The following is a 25,601-nucleotide window of genomic DNA, read 5'->3' on the forward strand; positions in this document are numbered from 1 at the left end:
CCTCCTTCTAAACAACCGAATCGGGTTAAATCGCCGATAACGATTTTCTTAAATGAATAATCTGTTGGGCGATTTCAAGTGCACGCGCATACTCGTGCATCTTCTCCGCTTCCTTTGACTCATGCATCTTTTGTTGAATTTCTTGCTCAATTCTATATTTTTGCAGCTGACGTATTGAGTCTGTGACCTCTGCCTCTGCATGGTCGGGATCCCGTTCCGTTAAAGCCGCTTCCATTACTATCTTGCGTAATTCAGAGTCATCTAATATTTCAACAAAACGCTGATAATCAGGATGACCAAATTCCTCATAAAATCCTACTAAGCGAACAAAAACAGCCAAATAGGCATCTCGTACAAACGGTTCTTTTTGCTCACTACGTAATACCCTGTCCACTACATCTATATTATGAAGCATATGAGCCAGTAATAAACGTTCTGCACGTTCTGCTGCGTCCATAGGCTTATGTTGCTGAGTGACCGGCATCGAAGGCGCCTGAACTGGCATTTCTACTTTTGTAGAACGCACCTGATTTGCCTCTAGCTTTCGGAATTGAGCATAAATCGCTTCATCCGAGATATTTGTCTCATTCGATAGCTGTCTTATATACAAATCTCGTTCGACTGGTGACGATCTACCTACCAGTTGCTCAAGAACTTCTTGAATATATTGAAGCGTATCATTTTCAAACTGAAAGTTCTTATTTCGTCTAGCATGCATCATCATAAAAGCAATATACGCATGAGGGTTTTCCAAAATTTGTTCTTTAAATGCCTGTCCGCCTAAACTACGAATGTATTCATCGGGATCTAGCTTATCTGGTAACACCGCAATATTAACTTTCATACGTTCCACTTGAAGTAACTGTGCCGCTCTTTTTGCCGCATCAAAACCTGCATTATCACCGTCATAGCAAACCGTAACCTGCTCTACTAAGCGTTTTAGCTTTGTGATATGCTGATTCGTAAGCGAAGTACCCATTGTTGCTACAGCATTCGTTACACCAACAGAAGTTGCTGCTAAAACATCCATAAACCCTTCCATCAATACTACTTGACGATTTTTTCTAATGGAGGTTCGTGCTTTATCTAGGTTATATAGCACTTCACTCTTTTGAAAAATCGGTGATTCTGGACTATTTAAATATTTTGCCTCTTCACCAGTCGATGTAAGAATTCGTCCTGAGAATGCTATAATCTTACCGTTCTCATCACGGATGGGAAACATAATACGCCCTCTAAAACGATCAAAATAGCGTTCTTCCCCTTCACGCTTAATCACTAAACCACTTTCCGCGATTTCTTGTAAGTTATAACCTTTTCTTTCAAGCAATATCGTTAATGCATCAAAGCTCGGAAGAGACCATCCAATGCTATTAGATTCTATAAGTTCCCTTGTAAATCCTCTTTCTAGCAAATAATTTAAAGGTTCTTCACCATCTTCCGTATTTAACAGTAAATGATGAAAAAAATCTGCTGCAAAAGCGTGTGCTTCTTTCATCCTTTCTTCTGCTTTAGATACCTTTTTCGTTACTTCTGGTAAACTTGGCCCAACATCTAAATGTATGCCAATACGTTCACCAAGTTTCACTACAGCGTCAGGAAAAGAAATACCTTCTATATCCATGACAAAAGTAACAGCATTACCACCCGCACCACAACCGAAGCAATGAAAAATTTGTTTGTCTGATGACACAGAAAAAGATGGCGTTTGTTCTCCATGAAATGGACAGAGTCCAAACCAATTGCGCCCACGCTTTGTAAGCTGCATGTATTCGCTAATGACATCAATAATATCCGATTGTGTGCGAATCTGTTCAATCACTTCTTCAGGAATCTTCCCTGCCAAATCCATCACCATCTTTAAATTACGTTCTAAAACACAATTCGCTATCCGATTTAAAAATCCTTTATTTCTCGACAAAAAAATAGGATTTTTCTCTTAATAAATATTTTTACCACAATTTTATTATTATAAAACATAAATTAGTTTTTATCTATACTATTTTCAAACCCGACTCAAAAAAACCGCCTCTTATAACCGAGGTGGTTTATCATCATTCGTTTCTTATTTACAGTTTAAAATATGCTCAATAATAACGTTTGCTGTTTCTTCAACAGCTTTGTTTGTCACATCAATAACTTTACAACCAATTTTAGAGACAATTTTTTCAAAATGCTGGATTTCATCTAATATTCGATTATGCTGCGCATAGATAGCATCATCATTCAATCCTAGAGACATCAATCTCTCTTTTCGAATGAAGTTTAATTTATCAGGAGAAATAATTAAACCAAAACATTTTTTCGGATCAATTTTTAAAAGTTCTTCAGGTGGCTCCACTTCTGGTACTAAGGGTACGTTCGCCACCTTATAGCGTTTATGTGCTAAATATTGTGATAGCGGTGTTTTAGAGGTACGGGAAACACCAACTAGCACGATATCAGCCTGTAAAAGACCACGTGGATCTCTACCATCATCATATTTTACTGCAAATTCAATAGCCTCTATTTTTTTAAAATAATCATCATCTAGCTGGTGAACAATTCCTGGAGCCTCTAATGGGAATTCTTCCACAAAGGTTGCCATTGTTTTTAAAGCAGGCCCTAAAATATCGACGGCATATACATTTTCTTGCTCACACAGTTCACATAATAACGATCGCATCTCCTGTCGAACAAGTGTATATACAATAAATGCCTTCTGTTTCGCTGCGAGGCATACAATTTTACGAATGAGCTCCTCTGATTGTATATGAGGAAAACGACGAATTATCGTGTTTTCCAAACCAGGTCGGAACTGACTAATAACCGCTTTCGCTACTTGGTCACCAGTTTCACCGACTGAATCAGATACAACAAAAACCCGTAGTCTTTTCATACTGCTCTCCTTCAACTATTTAGTCATTTTGTGCAAGTGATAAGAAAGCTCGTGTAATCGTCGTTTTTGTTAGTCGTCCAACGATCGTCAATCCACCTTCTTGTGGCTCAACTACTGGTAGCGAATCAACTTCTCGATCAATTAGTTTATTCGCTGCGACGACTAAAGAATCTGATCTTTCACAGTACGATATATTTGGCATGCGTGTCATAATTATATGTACAGGAATTTTGTTTAAATCCTGCGTGCCAATACTTGTACGTAGTAAATCCTTACGAGAAAGTACCCCTGTCAAAAATTCATTCTTATCTACGACAAATAGTGTACCAACATCCTCAGAAAACATGAAGCAAATCGCATCATAAACAGTCATTGTTTCTGGTACAACAACAGGTCCTGAATGAAAATCTTTCACCTTTAAATTGTTAATACTATCCGTCAATGTAACGGATGTTTTTTTACCTGAATAGAAATAGCCAACACGAGGTCTAGCATCTAAAAAGCCCGCCATTGTGAGTATTGCTAAATCTGGTCTTAAAGTTGCTCTTGTCAGATTGAGACGTTCTGCAATATGTTCGCCTGTGATAGGGCCGTTTTCTTTCACAATTTGTAAAATGTCTTCCTGACGTTTATTGAGTTCGATTGGACTCACCGCCTCAAATCTAATAGTGTTATACTTATGCTCAATTATTATATACTATTTTAATAATTATTGCGAAGAAAAGAACTACATGCTACAATATTGACACATACGCTTGCTCTCGATGTATTTTCGAGTGATTTGCGTTATATAGGCGATGACGGGAAAAAAGTATCTGTTCCATTTTAAAGCGAGTAGAAGATGGTGAAAGTCTACACAGTAACAGAGAAAAGGCACTCCTTGAGCTAACTTTTTGAAAAGAGGTTTTAAACAATTCGTTTAAAACAATCAGGGTGGAACCGCGGGTTTTAGCACTCGTCCCTGGGCATTTATTGTGCCCGGAGACGGGTGCTATTTTTAATTTAGTCCTATCTAAATTAAAAATATTTAGCGAATTTATTAATTATATAAATACGCTAAAACAAAATCAAAGTTCACTCTTTGAAAACTATAAAGGAGGCTATTTTTATGGCTAACAAATCAATGGAAACAATTGTATCATTAGCGAAGCATCGCGGCTTTGTCTTCCCAGGTTCTGAAATCTACGGAGGCTTAGCAAACACTTGGGATTACGGTCCACTAGGTGTTGAATTAAAAAACAATGTAAAAAAAGCATGGTGGCAAAAATTTGTCCAAGAATCAGAGCACAACGTTGGGATCGATGCTGCAATTTTAATGAATCCAAAAGCTTGGGTTGCTTCTGGTCACGTTGGTAACTTTAATGATCCAATGATCGATTGTAAGGCATGTAAAGCTCGTCATCGTGCTGACAAAATCATCGAGGATGCTGCGCTAGCTAAAGGCGATGAAATCATTGTCGATGGTATGACATTTGATCAAATGAAAGAAACGATGGTTAAATATGACGTAGTTTGCCCAGATTGCGGTAAAGCTGATTTTACAGATATTCGTCAATTTAATTTAATGTTTAAAACATTCCAAGGTGTAACAGAATCTTCTACTAACGAAATTTATTTACGCCCAGAAACAGCACAAGGTATTTTCGTGAACTTTAAAAATGTACAACGTTCTATGCGTAAACGTACACCATTCGGTATTGCACAAATCGGTAAGTCTTTCCGTAACGAAATTACGCCAGGTAACTTCACTTTCCGTACACGTGAATTTGAACAAATGGAGCTTGAATTTTTCTGTAAGCCAGGCGAAGATCTTGAATGGCACGCATACTGGAAAGAGTTTTGTAAAAACTGGTTATTAAATTTAGGCATGAAGGAAGAGTCTATGCGCCTTCGCGATCATGAAGAAGACGAATTATCTCACTACTCAAATGCAACAACTGATATCGAATTCAAATTCCCATTCGGCTGGGGCGAGCTTTGGGGCGTAGCGGATCGTACAGATTACGATTTAAAACAGCATATGGAGCATTCTGGTGAAGATTTCACTTACATCGATCCAGTATCAAACGAACGTTATGTACCATATTGCATCGAGCCATCTTTAGGTGCAGACCGTGTGACATTAGCATTCCTTTGCGATGCTTATGACGAGGAAGAGCTTGAAGGCGACGATAAACGTACAGTTTTACGCTTCCACCCTGCTCTAGCGCCATTTAAAGCTGCGGTCCTACCACTTTCTAAAAAGCTTTCGGATGAGGCTACTGATGTTTGGGCAGAGCTTCGTAAATCATTCCCAGTTGACTTTGACGAGTCACAATCAATCGGTAAACGTTACCGTCGTCAAGATGAAATTGGTACACCATTCTGTATCACTTACGACTTTGACTCAAAAGAGGATGGTCAAGTTACAGTACGTCACCGCGACTCAATGTCTCAAGTTCGTATGCCAATTACAGATGTTAAAGCATATATTGAAAAACATCTTCAATTCTAAATTCGTAAGATGTAAAAAGGGAGTCGCATTTTAAGCGACTCCCTTTTTCTGCGAAAAAATGACTACTCGTACAATTGATGAAGAACCGGTGATTTCCCTCGGACTCCAGCAAGATAACTTGCACTGAAAGCCCTTCTGGAAAGTAGAAGCCAAGCCTGCAGAAAGTGCTCACTCGGAGTGAAAATCTACCTTTGTTTATAGATCACATTTCAATTTTTTATCAGGTCTTAATTGATGAAAACAAGCGCTCTTGCATCTTCTCCTCAAATGAAAACCTTTTCATACTCATACCTACTAAGCTTATTAGAATTTCCTCGATATCTACAAGCGTATAATAAAGGAATGTTCCTTCTCGCATTGGGCGAACCCTCTTATCGATTGTTAGTTTATCCTCAATAAAGTAAGCTACATTTACGTTACAATGTTCCATCAATTGCGAAATACGTTGATCATCATCTGGATTAATAAAAAACGGAACAATTTTGTCAATATATAAAATACTTTGCACTAGTTTTATAAAGAAATTTTCACGAAGTGCAGTTTCCACAACTACTACAGTTGTTTTTTCATGCTGGTAATCCATATACAATATATTTATTTGCTCTTCTAATAACTTTTTTAGAATAGCAATAGAATTTCTATACTTTGTCATATCCGTTTGGATTTCTCTTGTTAATAAACGTAGAATTCGAAAAGCAGGTAAAAATATTTTTAAAACAATTTCTTTAGGATGCAAATGATCTATTAATTTTTTATAGTAAACTCTTAAGCTATTTTCGTCACAGCGAATTAATTGTTCTACAAATAAGTTAAAAATTTCTTCAAAGCTGTTAGTACGATAATCTATCATTTTCGAAATTTTCACACTATAATTCAAAGGTAAAATCATAGATTTTTGCTCATCTAATAGCTTAACTTTAGGCAATGTCGGGAATAAATCATAGACAAGTTCTACTTGAGCACTTCGATTATCTGATAATTGAACGACTGAATTGACAGGATAAATTCCTAAACACTCTACAAATTTATGCATAAATTTCTCGTTATATAAATGTCGATCACGATATAAAACAGCCAATGCATCTGTTGCAGCATATCCCGAATGATATACTCGCTTTGATGTCATCGCTGAATAAACATCAATAATCTGCAGTATTTGAACTCCCTCACACATATCATCCTCACAAAGCTGATTCGGATAACCTTTACCAGCAAAACGTTCATGATGATCACGTGCTAAATAGGCAATATCCTCTTCCCCATTTTCGATGAGTAGCTTATAACCTTTAGTCGTATGAGTTTTGACTATATCAAACTCATCTTCCGATAATTTTCGTTTTAAATTTAATATTTTTTGCGGAATACATACCTTCCCAATATCGTGGAACAAATAGCCTCTTGCTAGCGTTTCAATATCCATTAAACCTAAATTACGGGCAAAAATTGTACCTAAAACGAAAACATCAAATGAATGAACAAAAGAATATTCATCCCATTCTTTTAATCGCATGAGTAATCCATAGCGTTGTTTCTTTTCTAAAATTTTTTCAAAAACACCTCGTACATATGCAGTGTCTTGGATGCTTTTTAAAATTTGGCCATAGCGTAATTCATGCACAACATTCTCTAATGTAGTCATAAAAAGCTGACTTACTGTTTCTTTATACTCATCTACATCATCATTTTTATCCATTAGCGGTGCAAATACATCCTCGTAATCCTTTGAACGCTGAACACTCAAATCATGAACAATTCGGACTGAATCAGTCGGTAAATAAACAGATAATTCGTCAACTTTTCTAAGTTTAAGTAATGCAATAATTCGTTCCGTCAAAACAAGATCTTTTTTAGCTAATAAACGATAATCAGAAAAAATATCTTCAGCTAAAATATCATTCGCTTCAACTTCATCAATACTTAACGTCACTTTTCTTAGCATAATTTCTGCCACATACGCAATGCTTAAGCATTATGTGACTCCCTCCTTCTCCCGTAAGACTGCGTTGTTCGTTGTTCGTCAATTACGCCTCGGCATAATTGGTCCGGAATCGGCTTTTTATTTAGGCCTGCAAATGTTTTTTGTGCGAAAGCAAGGCGAAAGCAAGGCGAAAGCAAGGCGACAGCAGCAATATGAGGACAATACGATGTCGGTCATTTCGATAATGCCATAGCATAGCTTTTTCACCGATGCAGGTCCATTAGCTGTTATCACATGGATGAGATAATTTTAGGCTAACATCCAATGCTAACTCCTTACCGATTCCATGACACCTGCGGGAGGCTTTAACTTCTTTCACATGTGTAACTTTCGCTACAGAGAATATTTACTGTAAGAAGTTAAATATCATCATCTATATCAATTACAATATCATAGATTAAAATGTCTTTTCAACTAGTATATGACATTTGAATGGATAGTTTCTACTATATTTATATTAAAAACTCTACTAAAATTAATATTTTATACCTAACGAATCATTTTATATTATTTGTTAATTTGAAATAAAAGGTATAAAAAGACCTATACATTGAACAGTATAAGTTTTTATTTATAAGTTATAGTTAAATTTCTCTCATAAATTATACTTCTACAATTGATAAAGGATTAATCATTTTGTCCTAATGCCATTTACAAAAATCAATGCAACTACAAAATAAATATCATTTTAGCAAAATAACTATCAAGCATGCGAATGAGGAACTTTAGAAAACCACCTTTTCCCTATGTTTCACCAAAAGTAGCGGATGACATTTGTTAAAAACGTAAAAATGCCAGAAGATCAATGTTAATGGTCTTCTGGCGTTTTTTCTTGTTCTGTACTTGTTCTTAACTGAAATTCAGGCGTTCGCTCTAGCTGTTCAATAAATTTTTTAGTCTTAAAACGAATTCCTGTTTGTTCCTCGTAAATGGTTGTAATTATTTTTTTAATAAAATATTTTGTTTCCTTTTTCAAGTCTAGTTTCCCAATCTGGTCAATTGGTACAGTATAGAACATCCGAATAAGCTTAAGCTGGGTCGGTGTTAATCGAATGATATAAGGATCATGGTGATAACAGCGATGACACAAAAAACCACCCTGTGTAAAAGAAAATGCAAATTCACCGTCTACGGCACCACAAGCAGCGCAAGCATGTAAAATAGGCTGTACACCTGTATAGGGTAGCATTTTCCATTCTACGAACAATGTAATGGCCTCCGGGTCATAACCTTCCTCAATGGCTTGTAATGCTTGTAGGAGCACATCAAATGCATATGGCTCAGGCTTCCCCTCTTCTACTACTCGCTCGACAAGTTCCATTATAAAACTTGCATATGCTGTTGCCATAATATCTTCACGAATATGGCGCATTGAATTAAGATGCTCACCTTGCTGCAATGTTCCCATACCAGTATGATGCTGCACCATAAACATGCCATACGTAAATGGCTGTGTCACAGATGCTAGTCTACTAGAAGGCTTCTTCGCTCCTCGAGCCATCGTCGCAACCTTACCCGCTTCTCTTGTTAGTAATGTTACAATTTTATTTGATTCTCCATAGGCACGCACCTTTAGGACAATCCCTTCCCATTTATGAAGCATCGATCCCCCTCCTTTCTACACTGTTTCGCATGAAAATAGAGCTCTCCAATAAATTAATTGGACAGCTCCATTTAAAACTACAGCGACAAATAAGAATGTTGTAAAGTTGCTCCTTAACTCAATAACAGATCCTATTAATATTCATCATCACGGAAACCGAAGTCACGTAAATGCGTTGATTTATTTCGCCAATCCTTTTGAACCTTTACCCAAAGCTCTAAATACACTTTTGAACCAAGAAGCATCTCAATATCTTTTCTTGCACGTATCCCTACTTCTTTTAATAGCGCACCACGTTTACCAATGACGATCCCTTTTTGCGAATCTCTTTCCACGATAATCGTTGCTGCCACACGAATTTTATCTTCATTTTCTTCATCACGGCGAATTTTATCAATCACAACAGCGATGGAATGAGGTATTTCTTCGCGCGTTAAATGCAACACTTTTTCACGAATTAACTCCGAAATAATGAAACGTTCAGGATGATCCGTTACTTGATCTGCTGGATAATATTGCGGACCCTCTGGTAAATATTTCGTTAATGTCGTTAATAAATCTTCTACATTATTCCCTTGTAATGCTGAAATCGGTACAATTTCCGCAAAGTCATAACGCTCTTTGTAGCTTTCAATTATCCCTATTAATTCATCTGGATGAATTTGATCGATTTTATTGATTACCAGGAAGACAGGCGTTGGATTACCCGCAAGCATTTCAAGGATGAATTCGTCACCCTTTCCAAGTTTCTGCTCTGCATTAACCATGAACATAATAACATCCACTTCACGCAATGTATTTTTAGAAACTTTTAGCATAAAATCCCCTAGCTTATGTTTCGGCTTGTGGATTCCTGGTGTATCTATAAAAATCATTTGGCTATCATTTGATGTCAGTACACCTTGTACTTTATTTCGTGTTGTTTGTGGCTTATCACTCATAATCGCAATTTTTTGACCAATAACACGGTTTAAAAATGTTGATTTCCCAACATTCGGTCGACCGATTATGGAGATAAAACCTGACTTATAGCCATTATTATTTTCCAGCATTCTCTAAATCCTCCGTTGTAAATGCAAACGGTAGTAATTCGCCTACAGACGTTACCGTGACATCACCTTTTAAATTTGTTAAATATACAGGCATAGATGGCTTGCAAAACTCCATCATCACTTGACGACAAGCTCCGCATGGCGCACATGGTCCATCTGTATCAGCTACAATAGCAATCGCCTCAAAATCATAAATACCTTCTGACACAGCTTTGAAAAATGCTGTACGCTCAGCGCAATTTGTCATACTATAACCCGCATTTTCAATATTGCAGCCGTGAATGACCTCTCCATCTTTCGTTAAAATCGCCGCGCCAACTTTAAATTTTGAGTAAGGTACATAAGCCTTTTCACGCGCTTTTTTTGATTCTTCTAGTAATGCTTGCATATCAATTGTCATCAATGTTCACCTCTACATAAAAAATAGCTCATCACCATAACGTGGGCTGATTTCCGTTCCGGCTAGGCGCTTTGTTGCTGTCGCTACGCTTTCGCACAGTTAAAACATTTGTTGCTGTCGCTACGCTTTCGCACAGTTAAAACATTTGTTGCTACCGCTACGCTTTCGCACAGTTAAAACATTTGTTGCTACCGCTTCGCTTTCGCACAGAAAACATTTGTTGCTACCGCTTCGCTTTCGCACAGAAAACATTTGTTGCTGCCGCTTCGCTTTCGCTCCAGGGTCTCGGGCCAGCAGATGTTTTTTGCGCGAAAGCGTAGTGCTAACGTAGCGGCAGCAGAGGGTTTTGTTTGTGCGAAAGCGCAGCGACAGCAGGATGTTGGTCACGAAGGCGTTATCACAGGACGTGATGCTTTTAGCCTTCGTTCCTCTATGACGCTGATCCCTAAGGAGTCGCCCAACCTCCACTTCATCAACTTATTGCATGGATTAACAAATGTCCTCACTTAACTTTTGGTGACGAGCCCAATAATCATAATTCTCCAGCACATTTGTTACCACTTCATGACCGAGTAATAATTTTTAAAACCATTTCGGTATAAATATGAGTAATCCGATTATAGCACTGAATATCGCAAATACAAGTACTGCACCTGCAGCAAGATCTTTCGCCTGCTTAGCAAGCGGATGAATCGTAGGTGAAGCTAAATCCACTACTCGTTCAATTGCTGTATTAATCATTTCAAGTGCAAACATTAGAGCAATTAATAACAATACAATATACCATTCTATACGTGATAAACCCGTAAAATAGCCAGCAATCAAAACTATTCCCGCACTTAGTAAGTGGGATTTAAAATTTTGCTCCGCACAGGCTGTAATAATACCTTTAAAGGCATACCCAAAAGAGCGTACAAATTTGCGAACATTCATTTATTCTCGTCCTAAGCCGAAAGATTGTAAAATCTCATCCTGCTTACCGAACATCACCTTTTCATCTTCTGGCACCATATGATCATAGCCAAGTAAATGTAAGAAACCATGGACTGCTAAAAAGCCTAATTCTCGCTCAAATGTATGCCCATATTCCGCTGCCTGTTCTTTTGTACGATCTGTTGAAATAATAATATCTCCTAATATACGAGGCATCCCTTCAAATGTTACTTCCATTTCTCCCTCACCTAATTCCTCCAGGGCAAATGAGATAACATCTGTCGGTTGATCTTTGTCACGATATTCTCGGTTTATTTCTTGAATCGCTTCATTTGTAACGAACGTCACTGACACTTCCGTTTCCGGCTCAATATTCTCTAGTTTCGCAGCTAGCTGCAAAAGCTTTTCAACAAGCTCCATATGCTCAGTAGCCACTTCATTTGTTTCATCTGTAAAATCAATTGTTAAAATCATAGATCCTCCTACTTATCTGCCTTTGGATATTCAATTCGTGAATGGAAAATTCCATTCAACGTTTCACAAAGTACTCTCTCTATACATTTTAACTCTTTTATCGAAATATCGCATTCATCAAACTGACTGTCTTGTACTCGATCATCAATGATTGCTCGTACCAACTTTTGAATTTTCTCTGCATTCGGTTCCTTCATCGATCGAACCGCTGCCTCAACGCTATCTGCAACACTAATAACTGCCGCTTCCTTCGTTTGTGGTTTCGGACCTGGATATCTGTACGTTGTATCATCTAAGCATTTTCCTTCTTCCTTCGCTTTAAAGTAGAAGTATTTTAACAGACTAGATCCGTGATGCTGCAAAGCAATATCAATAATTTCCTGTGGCATCTTATATCGTTTTAGCATTTCAGCCCCATCAGTAGTATGCGCAATTATAATTTCCGCGCTTTTTTCCGGAGACAATGAATCATGGGGATTAATACCAGACATTTGATTCTCGATGAAAAAAGCAGGTCGCTTCGTTTTACCAATATCATGATAATAGCATCCTACACGAGCTAGTAATCCATCCGCACCAATTTCCTCACACGCAGCCTCCGCTAAGTTCGCCACCATAACACTATGATGATATGTTCCCGGAGCCTCCATTAGTAATTTTTTCAGCAATGGATGGTTCGGGTTAGATAATTCAATTAAACGCAACGATGACAATAAGCTAAATGCTGATTCAAAGAATGGTAAGAGACCCATTGTAAGAGCTCCTGATAATAAAGCTGATATCATTGCCGCGATAAAGTAAAACACTAACTCTGACAAGCCGTAGGTAGATTGTGTCATCAGTAAATAAAATGCAATAAATAACATATTTACGAGCCCTATAATACCTACAGTATGTAGAATATGCGAACGCTTTTCCATACTTTGTAAAAAGAATAAACTCGCAAATCCTCCAAAAATTATATACAGTGTAATTTCCATCTGCATAACAGATGAATAACCCTCTTGGAATATAACACCCGCAGATGCTGCTGTCATAACCGTAATAAGAACTGCAGCACGGTCATCTGCTAATAACCGTACTAGCATCGTTGCCAATGCTGTTGGGAAAAGGAAGGCAATCGTAACATCGAAACTTCCTGAGACTAGACTAATAAATTTCATCAGCAGGATTGATAAACTATAAACAATTACTGTTACCAACAGGGCATTACGTTTCTTGTACTCATCTATATGCCAGCGTTCGAATAAAACAAACATGAACATCATTTCAAGAAGTATTAAAATAATCAACCCTGCAATCGGTTTCATGGATGCCTTATTACTTACCATACCTAGAAGCTCTAATTGACGGAACGCCTCATTATCAATAATTTGCCCTTCCTGTACGATGATTTGACCTTGAAGAATTCGAGTCGGTTCAACTGATTCCTTCACTTGTTCCTTTCGAATTTTCGTTTGTTCCTCGTTTATCGTCTCGTTTTCAATAATACTCGTACGACCAATTAAAACTACCGTATTAAATATTTTATCAGGATAGCCTCGTTGTCCACGAATTTTTGTCTCAAAATCATTTTGAGACGCAAACACATTTTCAGATCGAATGGATTTTTGTAAATATTCCTGCACGAGTTTTGATAGTTGCGTACTTGTTCTTTTTAGATCCGCTTCACTTTGTACTAACAATCCTTCTAGTTGTGAATCAGTGAAGACAATAGGCATTTGCTCTGAATCTATAGATTCAAGTTTTTTACGAAGCTGCGCCACTTGATCGACAACAGGAATAGGTTCTTTGCTACTCTCAACATCTGCCTTTACCTCAAGAACATAGTCGAATAAAGACGTTACAATCGAAGCTCGCTGTTTAGCAACATCTGCAGAAAATTGATAGACTGGTGCAACTGCATTTGTTGCTTTTTCTCGTTCCTGTTGCGTTTTATAAGTATCTTCTATCGTTTTAGTAGATCGTACTGTTTCAGGCGCTAGCTGTAATGGTTTAAAATCATATGTAACACCTTTAACATTGCCATACATAAAAGTAAATTGTAGGGCTCCTGTTAAGATGAGAACGACAATTAAAAAGTAGCGAAAGCCAATAAGTTCTGTTATTTTTTTTAATTGTTTCTCCATCTTGCACCTCCTCTATCTACCTTCTATCATACCAATTCAAAAAACATTTTTCCCGAAAAATGTATAAGAAAGTAAAAAAACAGCTATACACATCGTATAGCCGTCACAATTTTTTCCATTTTTAAACCGTTTTCTATTTGTTCTATCTTTTATATCCGTGGCTAAGCATTTTAATGCAGACTTTTTAAAGGCTGTTGCACCTGCCGTTTCGTTTCACTACACTTTCGGTGCAGACTTTCTAAAACCCCGTTGCACCTGCCGTTTCGTTTCACTACACTTTCGGTGCAGACTTTAGAATTGCGCTTTGCGCAATTCTAAAGTTGCTGCTCTTCGTAGGCTTGGATGATTTTTGCTACGATTGGGTGGCGTACTACATCACCTTGTTCTAAAATTTGGAAATGTATAGATTTTACGTACTTTAATGTTCGTTCTGCTACGATTAATCCAGATTCCATATTTTTCGGTAGGTCAATTTGTGTTTTGTCGCCTGTAATGACCATTTTTGAGCCAAATCCTAGTCGCGTTAAAAACATTTTCATTTGCTGATGTGTCGTATTTTGAGCTTCATCTAAAATAACAAAGGCATCATCTAATGTGCGGCCACGCATATATGCTAAAGGCGCAATTTCTATTGTGCCTCTTTCAATAAGCCTTTGTGTTTGTTCTGATCCGTAAATATCGTTTAAAGCGTCATAAAGAGGGCGTAAATAAGGATCTACCTTTTCCTTCAAATCCCCCGGAAGAAAGCCTAGAGACTCTCCTGCCTCTACTGCAGGACGTGTTAAAATAATACGCTTAACGTGCCCGTTTTTTAGCGCCTGTGTTGCCATGACTACCGCTAAATACGTTTTCCCAGTACCGGCTGGTCCGATACCAAAAACAACGTCCTTATGACGGATTGCTTGTATGTATTCTCGTTGACCTATTGTCTTTGCACGAATAGGCTTGCCTTTCGTCGTGCGAGCTATTTCTTCATCATAAAGTTCTGCAAAGTATTCAATCGTTCCTTTTTGTGTCATTTCAATTGCTGTTGCAACATCACGTTGATCAATATTAATTCCTTTACGAATGACCTTTAAAAGAGCATGTAAAAGGAATGTTGCTTGTTCCTTTGCATCCTCTTCACCAGCAAGCTGAATTTGTTCACCACGTGTAATAATATGGACTTTTAGAGCCTCTTCGATTAATTTCATATTTGCATCGGAAATTCCGAGTAGCATGACCGCTTCGTTTGGATTATCCACTTGTAATACAGTTAAATGTTCTGACATAATCATTCTCCTTGTAGGCCTTGTATTGGACTGGCAATGTTTTCATTGACTAAAAATAGAACTTTCCCTTCAACTGTACCATTCCCCCACTTTACCTGTAAAAGGTTTTCTTTTTTTATAACCGTTTTCGCAGGTAGTGAACGAAGTACCTTTTCATGAAGCAATGGTATGAGCAATGAATCTATTTTGGATTCATTAAGCTCTACTTGCACTTTTTTTGTGTACTGCTCCTCAACAACCGAAACATATGGATCGAGCCAATCAGGTAAATCTTTCTTTTGCACATAGTCAACTTTATCTTTTTCTTCATGAATACCTTTCACTAATACGCGCCACTGCTTTTGTTGTAGCGTTTCCATCGTTAGTTTTGTTGGAATTTTAAATGAACATTCAAGCCAATAATCTGCGTAAACTTCTCCCTTTGCTCCAACAAAGACTTGATCTTCACCACTTTCAATTACACCACTTACGAGAACATCACCTTCGTAAGCCGTATCGTTAACTGAAATTTTCCGTTCTCCATTTTGAATATTAAAGTGAGTAATTACACCACTTTTTGTTGCTACTAAATGTTCCGCTAGCTTTTCATTCGTTTGTTTAGTTTGTTTCGGGGACTCCTGAGGTCGTAAAATCACTCGTCCACCGTACTTTTCAATATGCACCCACGAAAGGTCTCTATGCCCTTCTAATAGCTTCTGTCGCATAACTGCATCTGAGGGTAAGTTTTTTTTAGAAATGGGTGTTTCTAATTGAAATGTATCTTGAAAGGTCTTTCCTAGACGTGCCTCTAACTCCGGTGTTGCCGCTTTAATATCAATCCGCCAAATAACCTGCGCACATAGTAATGGTATTAATATCATCAACGCTAGGCCAAGCAAAGTCCAAAGCTGCGCTCGAAAAACTTGAAGTTCATCTGCATAATAGATTGCCATTTTAAGTCGGTAACGGCTACGCACACGGCGAATCTTTGGTAGATAGTGCATAGTTGTTTCAAAGACAACCTCTTGTTCACGAAAAACAACACGCTTTAATGGCACATGTTGCGCATGCAATGCTTGAATAAAAGGATGAACATTTTCATGGCGCTTTATACGTATGATAATTGGCCGATTATTCCACATTATCGCTCACACCCATATTCTTTGTCATTTTCATCTGAAGCTCCTGTAAATCCTCTACAGAAAGATGCAGCATATCTTCTTTAAGAGCATTAATTTCCACTGATTTTCCACGCACAGTAATATGATAATCTGCATAGATAAAAGAGCACGATGAAGCATCAGCATGTAGAAAACGATACGGGCCAATGATTTTTAGTGTTTCATATTGTAATAATTCAAGTAGTGGCGTTAATTGAAATAGTTTTCTCATAAAAAAATGCCTCCTTCTTCGGCAATATATGCATCGAAAAAGGAGGACATGCTAGTTATTTTCTTTTTGCTTTTGGAGGGCCTAAAACTTCTGCCATTACAACAGCCTGCATGAATGATTTTTTTGATGTCGGTAATTGAAAAGCCGATTGTGACTCAGCTACTCCCTCGACTTTTTTTCCAGCTGCCAAACGGCCAATACTTTCTCTATTCGAAGTACGACCCATTTTCTCAGTCGGGACTAAAGAGGGAGCTACATAGCTCGGTGTTTTTTCAATTACTGTTTTTTCGACATTTTTTTTCGGCTCTTCGAATTGAGGCTGTTCATTTTCCCATTCACCTAAAAATCTACGTGCAAAATCCTCAAAACTCTGTGGTTTAGATTGTTGCTGTTGCGTCACCTCTGCTTTTTTTATAACAGGAGGCTCTACTTGTGAATCCTTGTTAAAAGGAGGCATTGGTTTTTGTTCTTTCTTTTTTGATTTACCGAAAATAGAGCTGACTATGGCAATTATCACAAATATAATTAATTGTTCCATTTATTAGCACCGCTCCTTTCAGTTTTTTTATTGGTTAGATTCATTAGTTTCTGATTTATCTGAGCCTACTTTAGAAATGGAGTCTCGCATCGCTGTATCTGCTTGAATGTTACGGTAGTTCATGTAATCCATAATCCCCAGATTACCAGAACGTAGAGCCTCTGCCATAGCCTGTGGTACTTCAGCTTCAGCTTCTACTACTTTTGCCTTCATCTCTTGTACGCGTGCAATCATTTCTTGCTCGTTCGCTACAGCCATCGCACGACGTTCTTCAGCCTTCGCTTGTGCAATGTTTTTATCAGCCTGTGCTTGTTCAATTTGTAATTCAGCACCGATGTTTTTGCCGATGTCAACATCAGCAATATCGATCGATAAGATTTCAAATGCTGTACCTGAATCTAGACCTTTTGATAAAACAGTTTGAGAAATCATATCAGGGTGTTCTAAAACTTCTGTATGATGCTCAGCCGAACCAATTGTCGAAACGATCCCCTCACCTACACGAGCAATAACCGTTTCTTCACCAGCACCACCGACTAAACGCTCAATGTTTGCTCGTACAGTAATACGTGCCTTCGCTTTTACTTCAATCCCGTTCATCGCAACGCCTGAAATAAATGGTGTTTCAATGACTTTCGGGTTAACAGACATTTGTACCGCTTCTAATACATCACGTCCCGCTAAATCAATAGCTGCACAACGTTCAAATGATAATTCAATATTTGCACGATGAGCCGCGATTAACGCATTTACTACACGGTCAACATTACCACCTGCTAAATAGTGACTTTCAAGTTGATTGATCGTAACAGGTAATCCTGCTTTATGTGCTTTTATTAATGGGTTCACGATTCGTGATGGGATTACACGACGTAAACGCATACCGATTAATGTGAAAATACTAACACGGACACCTGCAGCAAGTGCAGAAATCCATAGCGCCACTGGTACAAAAGTAAAGAATACCGCGACTACAATGAATAATAAGACTAGCCCTGCAATCGGACCTAATAAAGCTAAATCAAAACCCATTTGCTATTCCTCCATCTCTTTTTCTGTTCGTCTCACAACAATACGTGAGCCCTCTACTTTAATAATTTCTACATGTTTCCCAACATCAACATAGCCACCTTCCGATACTACGTCAATGCGCTCACTTCCAAATAACATTGTACCCGCCGGACGAAGTGGTGTAATCGCTTTACCCACTTTTCCAAGCAGCTCTGTGCGATTCACGTTAGATACATAGCCTTCTTCCGTCGTTGTCGCATCCATCAAGACAAGCTTGTTTAAAACATGCAATTTTTTACCGAAAAATTTCATCAAGATCACCATTCCTATTATCGCTACAACAAATGCAATGAAAATCGCTATAATCATTTGCATCATGTTTGCACCTGCCAGTATTAGACTTAGTAATATTAGCGCACCACCTAAAATACCTACAATACCACCGGGGACAAAAAACTCCGCTATAACAAGCGCTAAACCTACAATAAATAAAAGTAATGTCTCATAACCTGCCAAGCCCGCCACCATATGACCGAAGAAAAATAATCCTAGCGCTGACAATCCCATTATACCCGGAACACCAAAACCTGGCGAATATAGCTCAACTACAAGCCCTAAGCTTGCAATCGACAATAAAATCGGAACGATAATTGGATTTGTAATAAAACGAGCGAGTTTTTCAGCAAAAGTAGGTTCAATCGGAACGATATCACGCTCATCTATTTGAGTTTCTTTTAAAAAATCCTGGAAATTCGAAACCGTTCCATCTGAATAACCAACTTTTTTTGCCTCTGAAGCAGATAACGTTAATAAATTCCCTTCTCCTGCTCGAAATTCTGGTAAATCAACAGATACATCAGCCATTGCTCGTGCATATTTTGGATCGCGATTTTTTGATTCTGCAGCTGCCTCCATTTGAGCAACCCATGCACTATGAGCCTTTAAATCTGCTGCATTTCCTGCTGAATCAATAACTGCAGCCGCCCCGATCGTTCCATTTGGCACCATGTAGATTTCATCCGCATGTAAGGCTAAAAAGGCACCTGCAGAATGAGCATCTTTGTTAATGTACGCAATTTTACGTATATCCGTTGCATCCATAAGCATTGCAATATCACCTGCTGCATTCACAAAACCACCAGGTGTATGAATGTCTAAAATAATCGCTTCTGCATTGTTTTCTTCCGCCTCTTTAAAAGCTCGTTCTAAAAATGCGTGAAGTCCTCTTTCTACTTCATTATGAATTGGTATATGGTAGACCTTGCTACTTGCAAAAGCAGACGTTAATGGAAACGCTAACAAAAATGTCATCCAAATAACTATTAAATAGCTGAGGATTCTTCGTCTTCGCATCTTTTTCCCTCCCTTCTAACATGCTTCTCTCCTGTATATACGACTGACTATGCAAAAAGTTTCATAAATCCTAATAATTTTATTATACAGTGAATTATTAACTTATGTAGCCCTAATAACCGGATATAGCTTCTACAATTAAGTATGTAACAAAAAAGCCGAATGAATCACAAAGATTACATTCGGCTTCTCCAATATGTACGTAAAAATGAGCTAATGTAAAATACCTGAAATTAATCAACATGCGATTAATTTCAGGTATATTTTTGTCTGCTCAGTGAATCATACAATTGCGTGTTATGAACGTAGGGATTTTTAATGGGAAATTAAATTACCACTTACGTTTACGTGCAGCTTCTGATTTCTTTTTACGTTTTACGCTAGGTTTTTCGTAGAACTCGCGCTTTCTAACTTCTTGAATTGTACCACTTTTTGATACAGTACGTTTGAAGCGGCGAAGAGCATCTTCAAGCGATTCGTTTTTGCGAACGACAGTTTTTGACATCTCTCTTTCCCTCCCTCCGAACACACGTCAATACACAAATAGGCTATTAACCATTTGCTGTGTACTAAAGAATTATAACGTATTGTCTAAAAATGGTCAATAGAAAGTGTACGAATTAATCTGGTGAATTTTTGGTTTTATTCCCTTAAGAATTTTCAGCTCACTTTTGGACAACAATAAACATACAAATTTTATTAATTATAGGTTCAATGAGGAGAATAAAATGAAAACATTTATCAATAAATTAAGTCCTCCAAAAGCGCTTGTTTTGGGCTTCGCCATCATCATTTTAATCGGAACATTTTTCTTAACGCTCCCCATTGCAACGGTCGATACTAATGGTCTTTCATTTTTAGATGCTCTATTTACCGCTACCTCTGCTACTTGTGTAACAGGACTGATTGTTGTAGATACCGGCGATACATTTTCGATATTTGGAGAATTAGTTATTCTTTTTCTTATCCAAATTGGCGGACTGGGCTTTATGACATTTGCGACGTTATTATTTTTACTATTAGGAAAAAAAATTTCTTTAAAAGAACGACTTTTGTTAAAAGAGGCATTTAATAACGTTACAATAGCCGGTTTAGTTAAATTAGTTAAAAGGATCCTGTTATTTACTGCAATCATTGAAATGATAGGTGGCTTCATTTTATCTATTCGTTTTTCGTTCGATATGCCTGTAGGTAAAGCCTTTTACTTCGGATTTTTCCATGCCATCTCGAATTTTAATAATGCTGGGTTCGATATAATGGGTGACTTTAAAAGCTTCACAGAATATGTAGATGATCCTTTCGTCGTATTCACTATTTGTGCACTTATTACGATCGGGGGCTTAGGATTTATTGTTATTAATGAACTATATGAATACCGCGGGACGAAGCGACTTTCAGTGCATACAAAAATTGTTTTAACTACAACGTTTATTTTAACAATTGGCTCGACGCTATTAATTTTCTTATTTGAATACAACAATAGTAAAACCATTGGCCCACTATCTGAATGGGGCAAAATTCTTGGTTCATTATACCAAGCCGTGACACCTAGAACTGCTGGCTCTAATACCCTCCCTATTGGTGATTTTACACATTCAACATTATTTTTAATCATTTGGTTAATGTTCATCGGAGGAGGTTCTGGATCAACTGCTGGAGGTATTAAAATAACAACTTTTGCTGTTTTAGTTGCTACGATGTGGTGTCAAATGAAAGGGAAAGAAGATGTAGTGCTTTTTAGGCGTAGAATTGTTAATGAAACGATTTTGAAAGCTTTAACAGTTACAATGTGTGGGATGATGATTGTCGTACTTGTTACCATCGTCTTAAGTCTTATTGAACAACGTCATAGTTTTATGATGTATTTATTTGAGGCTACTTCTGCATTCGGAACAGCTGGACTGACAATGGGGCTAACTCCTGAGCTATCAACCGGTGGCCGTCTTCTGATTATATTAACAATGTTTGTAGGAAGATTAGGCCCCTTAACAATTGCTTTTGCCATTACAAATCGTCGAAAAACGGAGGTTTTCCGTCATCCAAAAGGAAAGATTATGATTGGCTAACCATAATAAAGGAGCGATGCATACAATGACAATCAAACAATATGCTGTTATAGGTCTAGGTAGGTTTGGTGTAAGCGTAGCCCGCAAATTATATGAAGCTGGGAATGAAGTTTTAGGAATCGATATTAATGAGGAAAAAGTCGAAGATGCTGAACCTTATGTTACACATGCAGTAGTTGCTGATACGACAGAAGAAAAAGCACTTAACTCCATCGGAATCAGAAATTTCGATTGTGTCATCGTCGCTATAGGTATTGATATGCAATCAAGTATTTTAACTGTCTCATTATTAAAGGAAATAGGCATAAACAAAATAATTGCAAAGGCTCTCGGCAAAAGACATGGACAGGTTTTAGAAAAGGTTGGTGCTGATTGGGTTATTTACCCTGAAAGAGATATGGGTGAGCGAGTAGCTAATCAGCTTCTTTCACCAAACATGCTGAATTATATTGAATTATCAAAGGAATACAGTATAGAGGAAATTATGATTCCTTCTAAAATGGTCGGACAAAGTTTACGGGATTTAGACATTCGTTCGAAATATAATGTCAGTGTTATTGCCATAGTTCGCGATGGTAATATTACCATCTTACCATCTCCTGATCAGATTATTGAAGAAAGCGATCTATTAGTTATGATTGGCCATAGAAAGGATCTTACTATTTTTTCAAATGTTGAATAGATAAAAGGCAAAATATCGAAGGTTGTGTCCTAAGATGATTTCCCCCTTGAAACAGCCTTCGATATGTTTTAGAAGATATTCTTGCTATCCCTATCGTCTTTTAAAATCTCTACAGCTTCTCTGAAACGTTGAGAATGAACAACTTCTCGTTCACGTAAAAATTTTAAGCTATCATTTAAATCAGTGTCATCTGATAAATCAATAATCCACTGATATGTCGCCCTTGCTTTTTCTTCAGCTGCAATATCCTCATACAAATCAGCAATCGGATCCCCTTTAGCCTGAATATAAGTTGCCGTAAACGGTGATCCAGCTGCATTCTGATAAAATAATGCCCTGTCATGATTGACATAGTGTTCTCCCAGACCCGCCTCTTTTAGCATCTCTGGAGTAGCATCCTTCGTCAGTTTGTAAATCATCGTGGCTATCATTTCTAAGTGAGAAAACTCCTCTGTCGCTATATCGGTTAACAGACCAACTACTTTATCAGGAATCGTATAGCGCTGATTCATATATCGAAGTGCTGCTGCTAATTCCCCGTCTGCACCACCATACTGCTCAATTAAATACTTAGCCAGCATAGGGTTGCATGTACTCACCCTTACTGGATACTGGAGCTTTTTTTCATAATACCACAAAAATAGTTCCTCCTAGTTACTCATAATCAATTATGCCTTGATCATAATCGCATTCAGAATCGGCTTTGGGCGTGCACAAAAAAACTCCTAATACATTAAAAAGTTAAACTTGCCATGGCCAAGGTGTATCTATCCAATTAAACGGATAATTTGAATAACTTCTCCCAAAATTCATAAGCGGACCAAATTTCTGTTCAAATTCAACCTTAAGTCGCATACTGATTTCAGTGTTTTCGTTAAATTGCTGAATAGCATCAAAATCGTGAGGATGAGTATCTAAATAAAGATTTAATTCCACTATTACAAAATCAATGGCTTGTATTTCTTCAAGTAGCGTATAAAATTCGGGTGGCATCTCCTTACTCATTCTTTACCCCCCCTTGTTGGGGATTTGGATAGGGGCTAAATAATTGAGGCCATAACGTACCAGATTTGAGAGCTTCTCTAGGGGTTGGGTATTGCGGTAGTCCAGGCGGTTGAAAACCCATATATAATTGGGGCGGTGTTGAAAAACTTTTAACCCTTATAGGTGGACATGGATCGAACGGACTAACAAAAGGCTTCCAATACTTATATTGAGTAAACATTGTATCCTCCCTTCTGTATCAATTACATCAGTGGAGTATATGAGGTACATTTAATGTTTATTCAGACGTGTTACGATCTGGAGAAAGTCACATTGTTACGGAACTATGTATCGAATCCGTTTTCAAACCTCCCTTACATAGCAATTAAAAACTTGATCTAATCTAAAGTAAAGGATGTTAGAAAACTGTTTTATCTGTAGCCCTTTATTATCGTAGGAAATAATTCGCGCATCATGTATAAGTACAAACACGTAATAAAACTCGCATTTAATGCGAGCTTTATTACGTGTTTAGTTTGGCAGGGTCTCTTTCCCCATCATACGCACAGATAAAAATTACACCGTATTATTTTTTAAAATGTTACTCCAAGAAAATATCCTATAGAAATAAAAATAATTACCCATACCATAGCGCCAAAACAAGCAAAAGCCAGAAAAGTACTAAACTTCATCTGTGTGATTCCAGACATGTAACTTGTAACGTGTCTAATCCCCGGAACAAAATATCCTATAATTATTGTCCACGGTCCAAAACGATGAAACCATCGTTCAACTTTAGTAAACCGTCTATTATTTAGTCCAAACCACTTTCCATATTTTATTATTAACGGTGTTCCTAATTTACTTCCAATTGCATAACTAAATACCATACCAGTGGATGTGCCTAAAAAACTTAAGATAATACTCAATAGAAAGTTTAAATGTCCCTCATGACACAAAAATCCCACAAACGTCATTAAGATCTCATCGGGAATGGGTAAGCCAATTATTCCTAAAGATAAGATTAAAAATATAGCTAGATATCCATATTGACTTATAAAACTGCTTATGAATTCCACGAATAGCTTCTCCTTTTTTAATACAAATCGTTACCTATATCATTAAACATCATATATTCCCCCATTTTTTCATTTAAAACACTCGAAGGAAATATTAAAAACGGCGAGGGAATTAAGATTAAATAATAGTATTTGATTGACCTAATTATAATCTACGCATTCAATCTTCAATACCCTATGTTATCGATGTTACTAAGTTATGTAAGAATTCGGTTCGTATCTATACAAAGTTCTTGTAAAATGATCCAATCATCAAGATTATTATAAGATTCTCGAAGCAAACCCATAAAAATGATAATATTCCTCTCTGTACATTTTTACAAGTACTCTTCATAATACAACATCTACTACGAGTTAAAAAGAGGTGTATTGTGAATGAAACACCAACAATCGTTCAATAGGTTAAATTTTGATAATAATCATCCAAAAAAAGTAATGGAATTTATCAATTTGCTCATTTTTTTATGTATAGAAATATCATTTCAGGAAATGAATATTTTCCATTATTAGACTATCAATCAAATTTTCAATAAAAACGGGGCTAGTTCTTAACGAACAGCCCCGTATCCCTTACTATATAAGGGTTTTCATTACTATTAATAATTAGAATCTGCAATTAATCCGTTCATAATAGCAACACCAGAACTTGCTCCAATACGAGTAGCTCCAGCCTCAACCATCTTTTGCATATCTTCTAAGCTTCGTACACCGCCAGAAGCTTTTACACCTAAATCTGGGCCTACTGTTTTACGCATTAAGGCAATATCTTCTGCAGTTGCGCCACCAGTAGAGAAACCTGTTGATGTTTTCACATAGTCAGTACCTGCTGCCACAGCTAGCTCACATGCTTTTACTTTTTCTTCATCAGTTAGAAGGCAAGATTCAATAATTACTTTTACAAGTGCGCTACTTTTTGCCGCTTCAACAACTGCAGCAATATCTGCTTGCACAAGGTCATAGTTTTTATCCTTTAATGCACCGATATTGATTACCATGTCTACCTCTTTTGCACCGTTAGCAATCGCATCTTTCGCTTCGAATGCTTTAACAGCTGGTGTGTTAGCACCTAAAGGGAAGCCAATTACTGTACAAACTAAAACATCTGAGCCTTGTAAAAGCTCGCTGCTATATTTCACCCAAGTTGGATTTACACAAACAGACGCAAAGTTAAATTGTTTTGCCTCTGCACACAATTTTTCGATTTGCTCTTTTGTAGCTTCAGCCTTTAATAATGTGTGATCAATCATACGTGCGAAATTTTGTTCCATTTTATTAGACTCTCCTTCTATCAACAAGTTGTACGTA

The 25,601-nt window shown here is 37.4% G+C and carries 25 protein-coding genes; 3 read left to right on the forward strand and 22 right to left on the reverse strand.

Annotated elements, in window-relative coordinates; genetic code table 11:
- Window positions 1-25 precede the first annotated feature (25 nt).
- From dnaG to ccpN, 3 genes are all read right to left on the reverse strand, one after another.
- On the reverse strand, window positions 26-1,858 hold the full coding sequence (gene dnaG / locus AC3WSK_RS12860) for a DNA primase (protein WP_427483597.1): 1,833 nt from the start codon (window positions 1,856-1,858) through the stop codon (window positions 26-28).
- A 207-nt stretch (window positions 1,859-2,065) separates the two neighbouring features.
- Window positions 2,066-2,878, reverse strand: coding sequence for a pyruvate, water dikinase regulatory protein (locus AC3WSK_RS12865; protein ID WP_079563874.1), 813 nt, complete (start codon window positions 2,876-2,878; stop codon window positions 2,066-2,068).
- Between the two features lie 19 nt (window positions 2,879-2,897).
- The gene (gene ccpN, locus AC3WSK_RS12870; RefSeq protein WP_079563877.1) at window positions 2,898-3,530 is read right to left on the reverse strand and encodes a transcriptional regulator CcpN; all 633 of its coding nucleotides are present in this window, start codon (window positions 3,528-3,530) and stop codon (window positions 2,898-2,900) included.
- 456 nt (window positions 3,531-3,986) lie between these two features.
- On the opposite strand from ccpN, the gene AC3WSK_RS12875 reads away from it, so the two are divergent.
- A complete protein-coding gene (locus AC3WSK_RS12875; RefSeq protein WP_079563879.1) occupies window positions 3,987-5,372 on the forward strand; it encodes a glycine--tRNA ligase in 1,386 nt (461 codons plus the stop codon).
- A 220-nt stretch (window positions 5,373-5,592) separates the two neighbouring features.
- Here AC3WSK_RS12875 and AC3WSK_RS12880 read toward each other — a convergent pair whose 3' ends face one another.
- The 14 genes from AC3WSK_RS12880 to rpsU form a co-directional block, all read right to left on the reverse strand.
- Window positions 5,593-7,311 carry an HD-GYP domain-containing protein gene (locus AC3WSK_RS12880; RefSeq protein ID WP_492413434.1) on the reverse strand — a complete coding sequence of 573 codons (1,719 nt, stop codon included), beginning with the start codon at window positions 7,309-7,311 and terminating at the stop codon, window positions 5,593-5,595.
- 847 nt (window positions 7,312-8,158) lie between these two features.
- Window positions 8,159-8,953: a DNA repair protein RecO gene (gene recO / locus AC3WSK_RS12885; protein ID WP_079563881.1), complete on the reverse strand. Its 795-nt coding sequence runs from the start codon at window positions 8,951-8,953 to the stop codon at window positions 8,159-8,161.
- A gap of 134 nt (window positions 8,954-9,087) precedes the next feature.
- Window positions 9,088-10,005 carry a GTPase Era gene (gene era / locus AC3WSK_RS12890; protein WP_079563883.1) on the reverse strand — a complete coding sequence of 306 codons (918 nt, stop codon included), beginning with the start codon at window positions 10,003-10,005 and terminating at the stop codon, window positions 9,088-9,090.
- Window positions 9,992-10,405: a cytidine deaminase gene (locus AC3WSK_RS12895; protein ID WP_079563886.1), complete on the reverse strand. Its 414-nt coding sequence runs from the start codon at window positions 10,403-10,405 to the stop codon at window positions 9,992-9,994. Before AC3WSK_RS12895 ends, era begins: the two co-directional genes overlap by 14 nt.
- 582 nt (window positions 10,406-10,987) lie before the next feature.
- Window positions 10,988-11,338, reverse strand: coding sequence for a diacylglycerol kinase family protein (locus tag AC3WSK_RS12900; RefSeq protein ID WP_349660389.1), 351 nt, complete (start codon window positions 11,336-11,338; stop codon window positions 10,988-10,990).
- Window positions 11,339-11,812: an rRNA maturation RNase YbeY gene (gene ybeY / locus AC3WSK_RS12905; RefSeq protein WP_079563471.1), complete on the reverse strand. Its 474-nt coding sequence runs from the start codon at window positions 11,810-11,812 to the stop codon at window positions 11,339-11,341.
- A gap of 8 nt (window positions 11,813-11,820) precedes the next feature.
- Complete coding sequence (locus AC3WSK_RS12910; RefSeq protein ID WP_492413438.1) at window positions 11,821-13,941, reverse strand: HD family phosphohydrolase; 2,121 nt, start codon at window positions 13,939-13,941, stop codon at window positions 11,821-11,823.
- Between the two features lie 314 nt (window positions 13,942-14,255).
- On the reverse strand, window positions 14,256-15,212 hold the full coding sequence (locus tag AC3WSK_RS12915) for a PhoH family protein (RefSeq protein ID WP_079563473.1): 957 nt from the start codon (window positions 15,210-15,212) through the stop codon (window positions 14,256-14,258).
- Between the two features lie 2 nt (window positions 15,213-15,214).
- Window positions 15,215-16,333 carry a sporulation protein YqfD gene (locus AC3WSK_RS12920; RefSeq protein ID WP_079563474.1) on the reverse strand — a complete coding sequence of 373 codons (1,119 nt, stop codon included), beginning with the start codon at window positions 16,331-16,333 and terminating at the stop codon, window positions 15,215-15,217.
- A complete protein-coding gene (locus AC3WSK_RS12925) occupies window positions 16,323-16,583 on the reverse strand; it encodes a hypothetical protein (protein ID WP_079563475.1) in 261 nt (86 codons plus the stop codon). The genes AC3WSK_RS12920 and AC3WSK_RS12925 overlap by 11 nt, the downstream gene beginning before the upstream one ends.
- Window positions 16,584-16,638: 55 nt before the next feature.
- Window positions 16,639-17,121 carry a YqfB family membrane protein gene (locus AC3WSK_RS12930; RefSeq protein ID WP_492413441.1) on the reverse strand — a complete coding sequence of 161 codons (483 nt, stop codon included), beginning with the start codon at window positions 17,119-17,121 and terminating at the stop codon, window positions 16,639-16,641.
- 27 nt (window positions 17,122-17,148) lie between these two features.
- Window positions 17,149-18,153, reverse strand: coding sequence for a flotillin-like protein FloA (floA, locus tag AC3WSK_RS12935; RefSeq protein ID WP_079563477.1), 1,005 nt, complete (start codon window positions 18,151-18,153; stop codon window positions 17,149-17,151).
- 3 nt (window positions 18,154-18,156) lie between these two features.
- Complete coding sequence (locus AC3WSK_RS12940; RefSeq protein WP_492413443.1) at window positions 18,157-19,485, reverse strand: NfeD family protein; 1,329 nt, start codon at window positions 19,483-19,485, stop codon at window positions 18,157-18,159.
- Between the two features lie 331 nt (window positions 19,486-19,816).
- A complete protein-coding gene (rpsU, locus tag AC3WSK_RS12945; RefSeq protein WP_004227078.1) occupies window positions 19,817-19,990 on the reverse strand; it encodes a 30S ribosomal protein S21 in 174 nt (57 codons plus the stop codon).
- Between the two features lie 223 nt (window positions 19,991-20,213).
- On the opposite strand from rpsU, the gene AC3WSK_RS12950 reads away from it, so the two are divergent.
- Window positions 20,214-21,551 (forward strand): TrkH family potassium uptake protein, encoded by a 1,338-nt coding sequence (locus tag AC3WSK_RS12950; RefSeq protein ID WP_492413445.1) that lies wholly within the window; start codon window positions 20,214-20,216, stop codon window positions 21,549-21,551.
- Between the two features lie 25 nt (window positions 21,552-21,576).
- On the forward strand, window positions 21,577-22,233 hold the full coding sequence (locus AC3WSK_RS12955; RefSeq protein WP_492413447.1) for a potassium channel family protein: 657 nt from the start codon (window positions 21,577-21,579) through the stop codon (window positions 22,231-22,233).
- Window positions 22,234-22,301: 68 nt separating this feature from the next.
- Here the strand turns inward: AC3WSK_RS12955 and AC3WSK_RS12960 are convergent, their stop codons facing one another.
- The 5 genes from AC3WSK_RS12960 to deoC form a co-directional block, all read right to left on the reverse strand.
- Window positions 22,302-22,871, reverse strand: a complete 570-nt coding sequence (locus AC3WSK_RS12960; RefSeq protein ID WP_492413449.1) for a manganese catalase family protein — start codon at window positions 22,869-22,871, stop codon at window positions 22,302-22,304.
- 103 nt (window positions 22,872-22,974) lie between these two features.
- On the reverse strand, window positions 22,975-23,238 hold the full coding sequence (locus AC3WSK_RS12965; RefSeq protein WP_079563481.1) for a spore coat protein CotJB: 264 nt from the start codon (window positions 23,236-23,238) through the stop codon (window positions 22,975-22,977).
- Window positions 23,231-23,458, reverse strand: a complete 228-nt coding sequence (locus tag AC3WSK_RS12970) for a spore coat associated protein CotJA (protein ID WP_492413451.1) — start codon at window positions 23,456-23,458, stop codon at window positions 23,231-23,233. Before AC3WSK_RS12970 ends, AC3WSK_RS12965 begins: the two co-directional genes overlap by 8 nt.
- A gap of 352 nt (window positions 23,459-23,810) precedes the next feature.
- Window positions 23,811-24,296: a DedA family protein gene (locus tag AC3WSK_RS12975; protein WP_079563483.1), complete on the reverse strand. Its 486-nt coding sequence runs from the start codon at window positions 24,294-24,296 to the stop codon at window positions 23,811-23,813.
- Between the two features lie 596 nt (window positions 24,297-24,892).
- Window positions 24,893-25,564, reverse strand: coding sequence for a deoxyribose-phosphate aldolase (gene deoC, locus AC3WSK_RS12980; protein WP_492413453.1), 672 nt, complete (start codon window positions 25,562-25,564; stop codon window positions 24,893-24,895).
- Window positions 25,565-25,601 lie beyond the last annotated feature (37 nt).

The organism is Lysinibacillus sp. EB271-A1-10B, assembly GCF_058791335.1.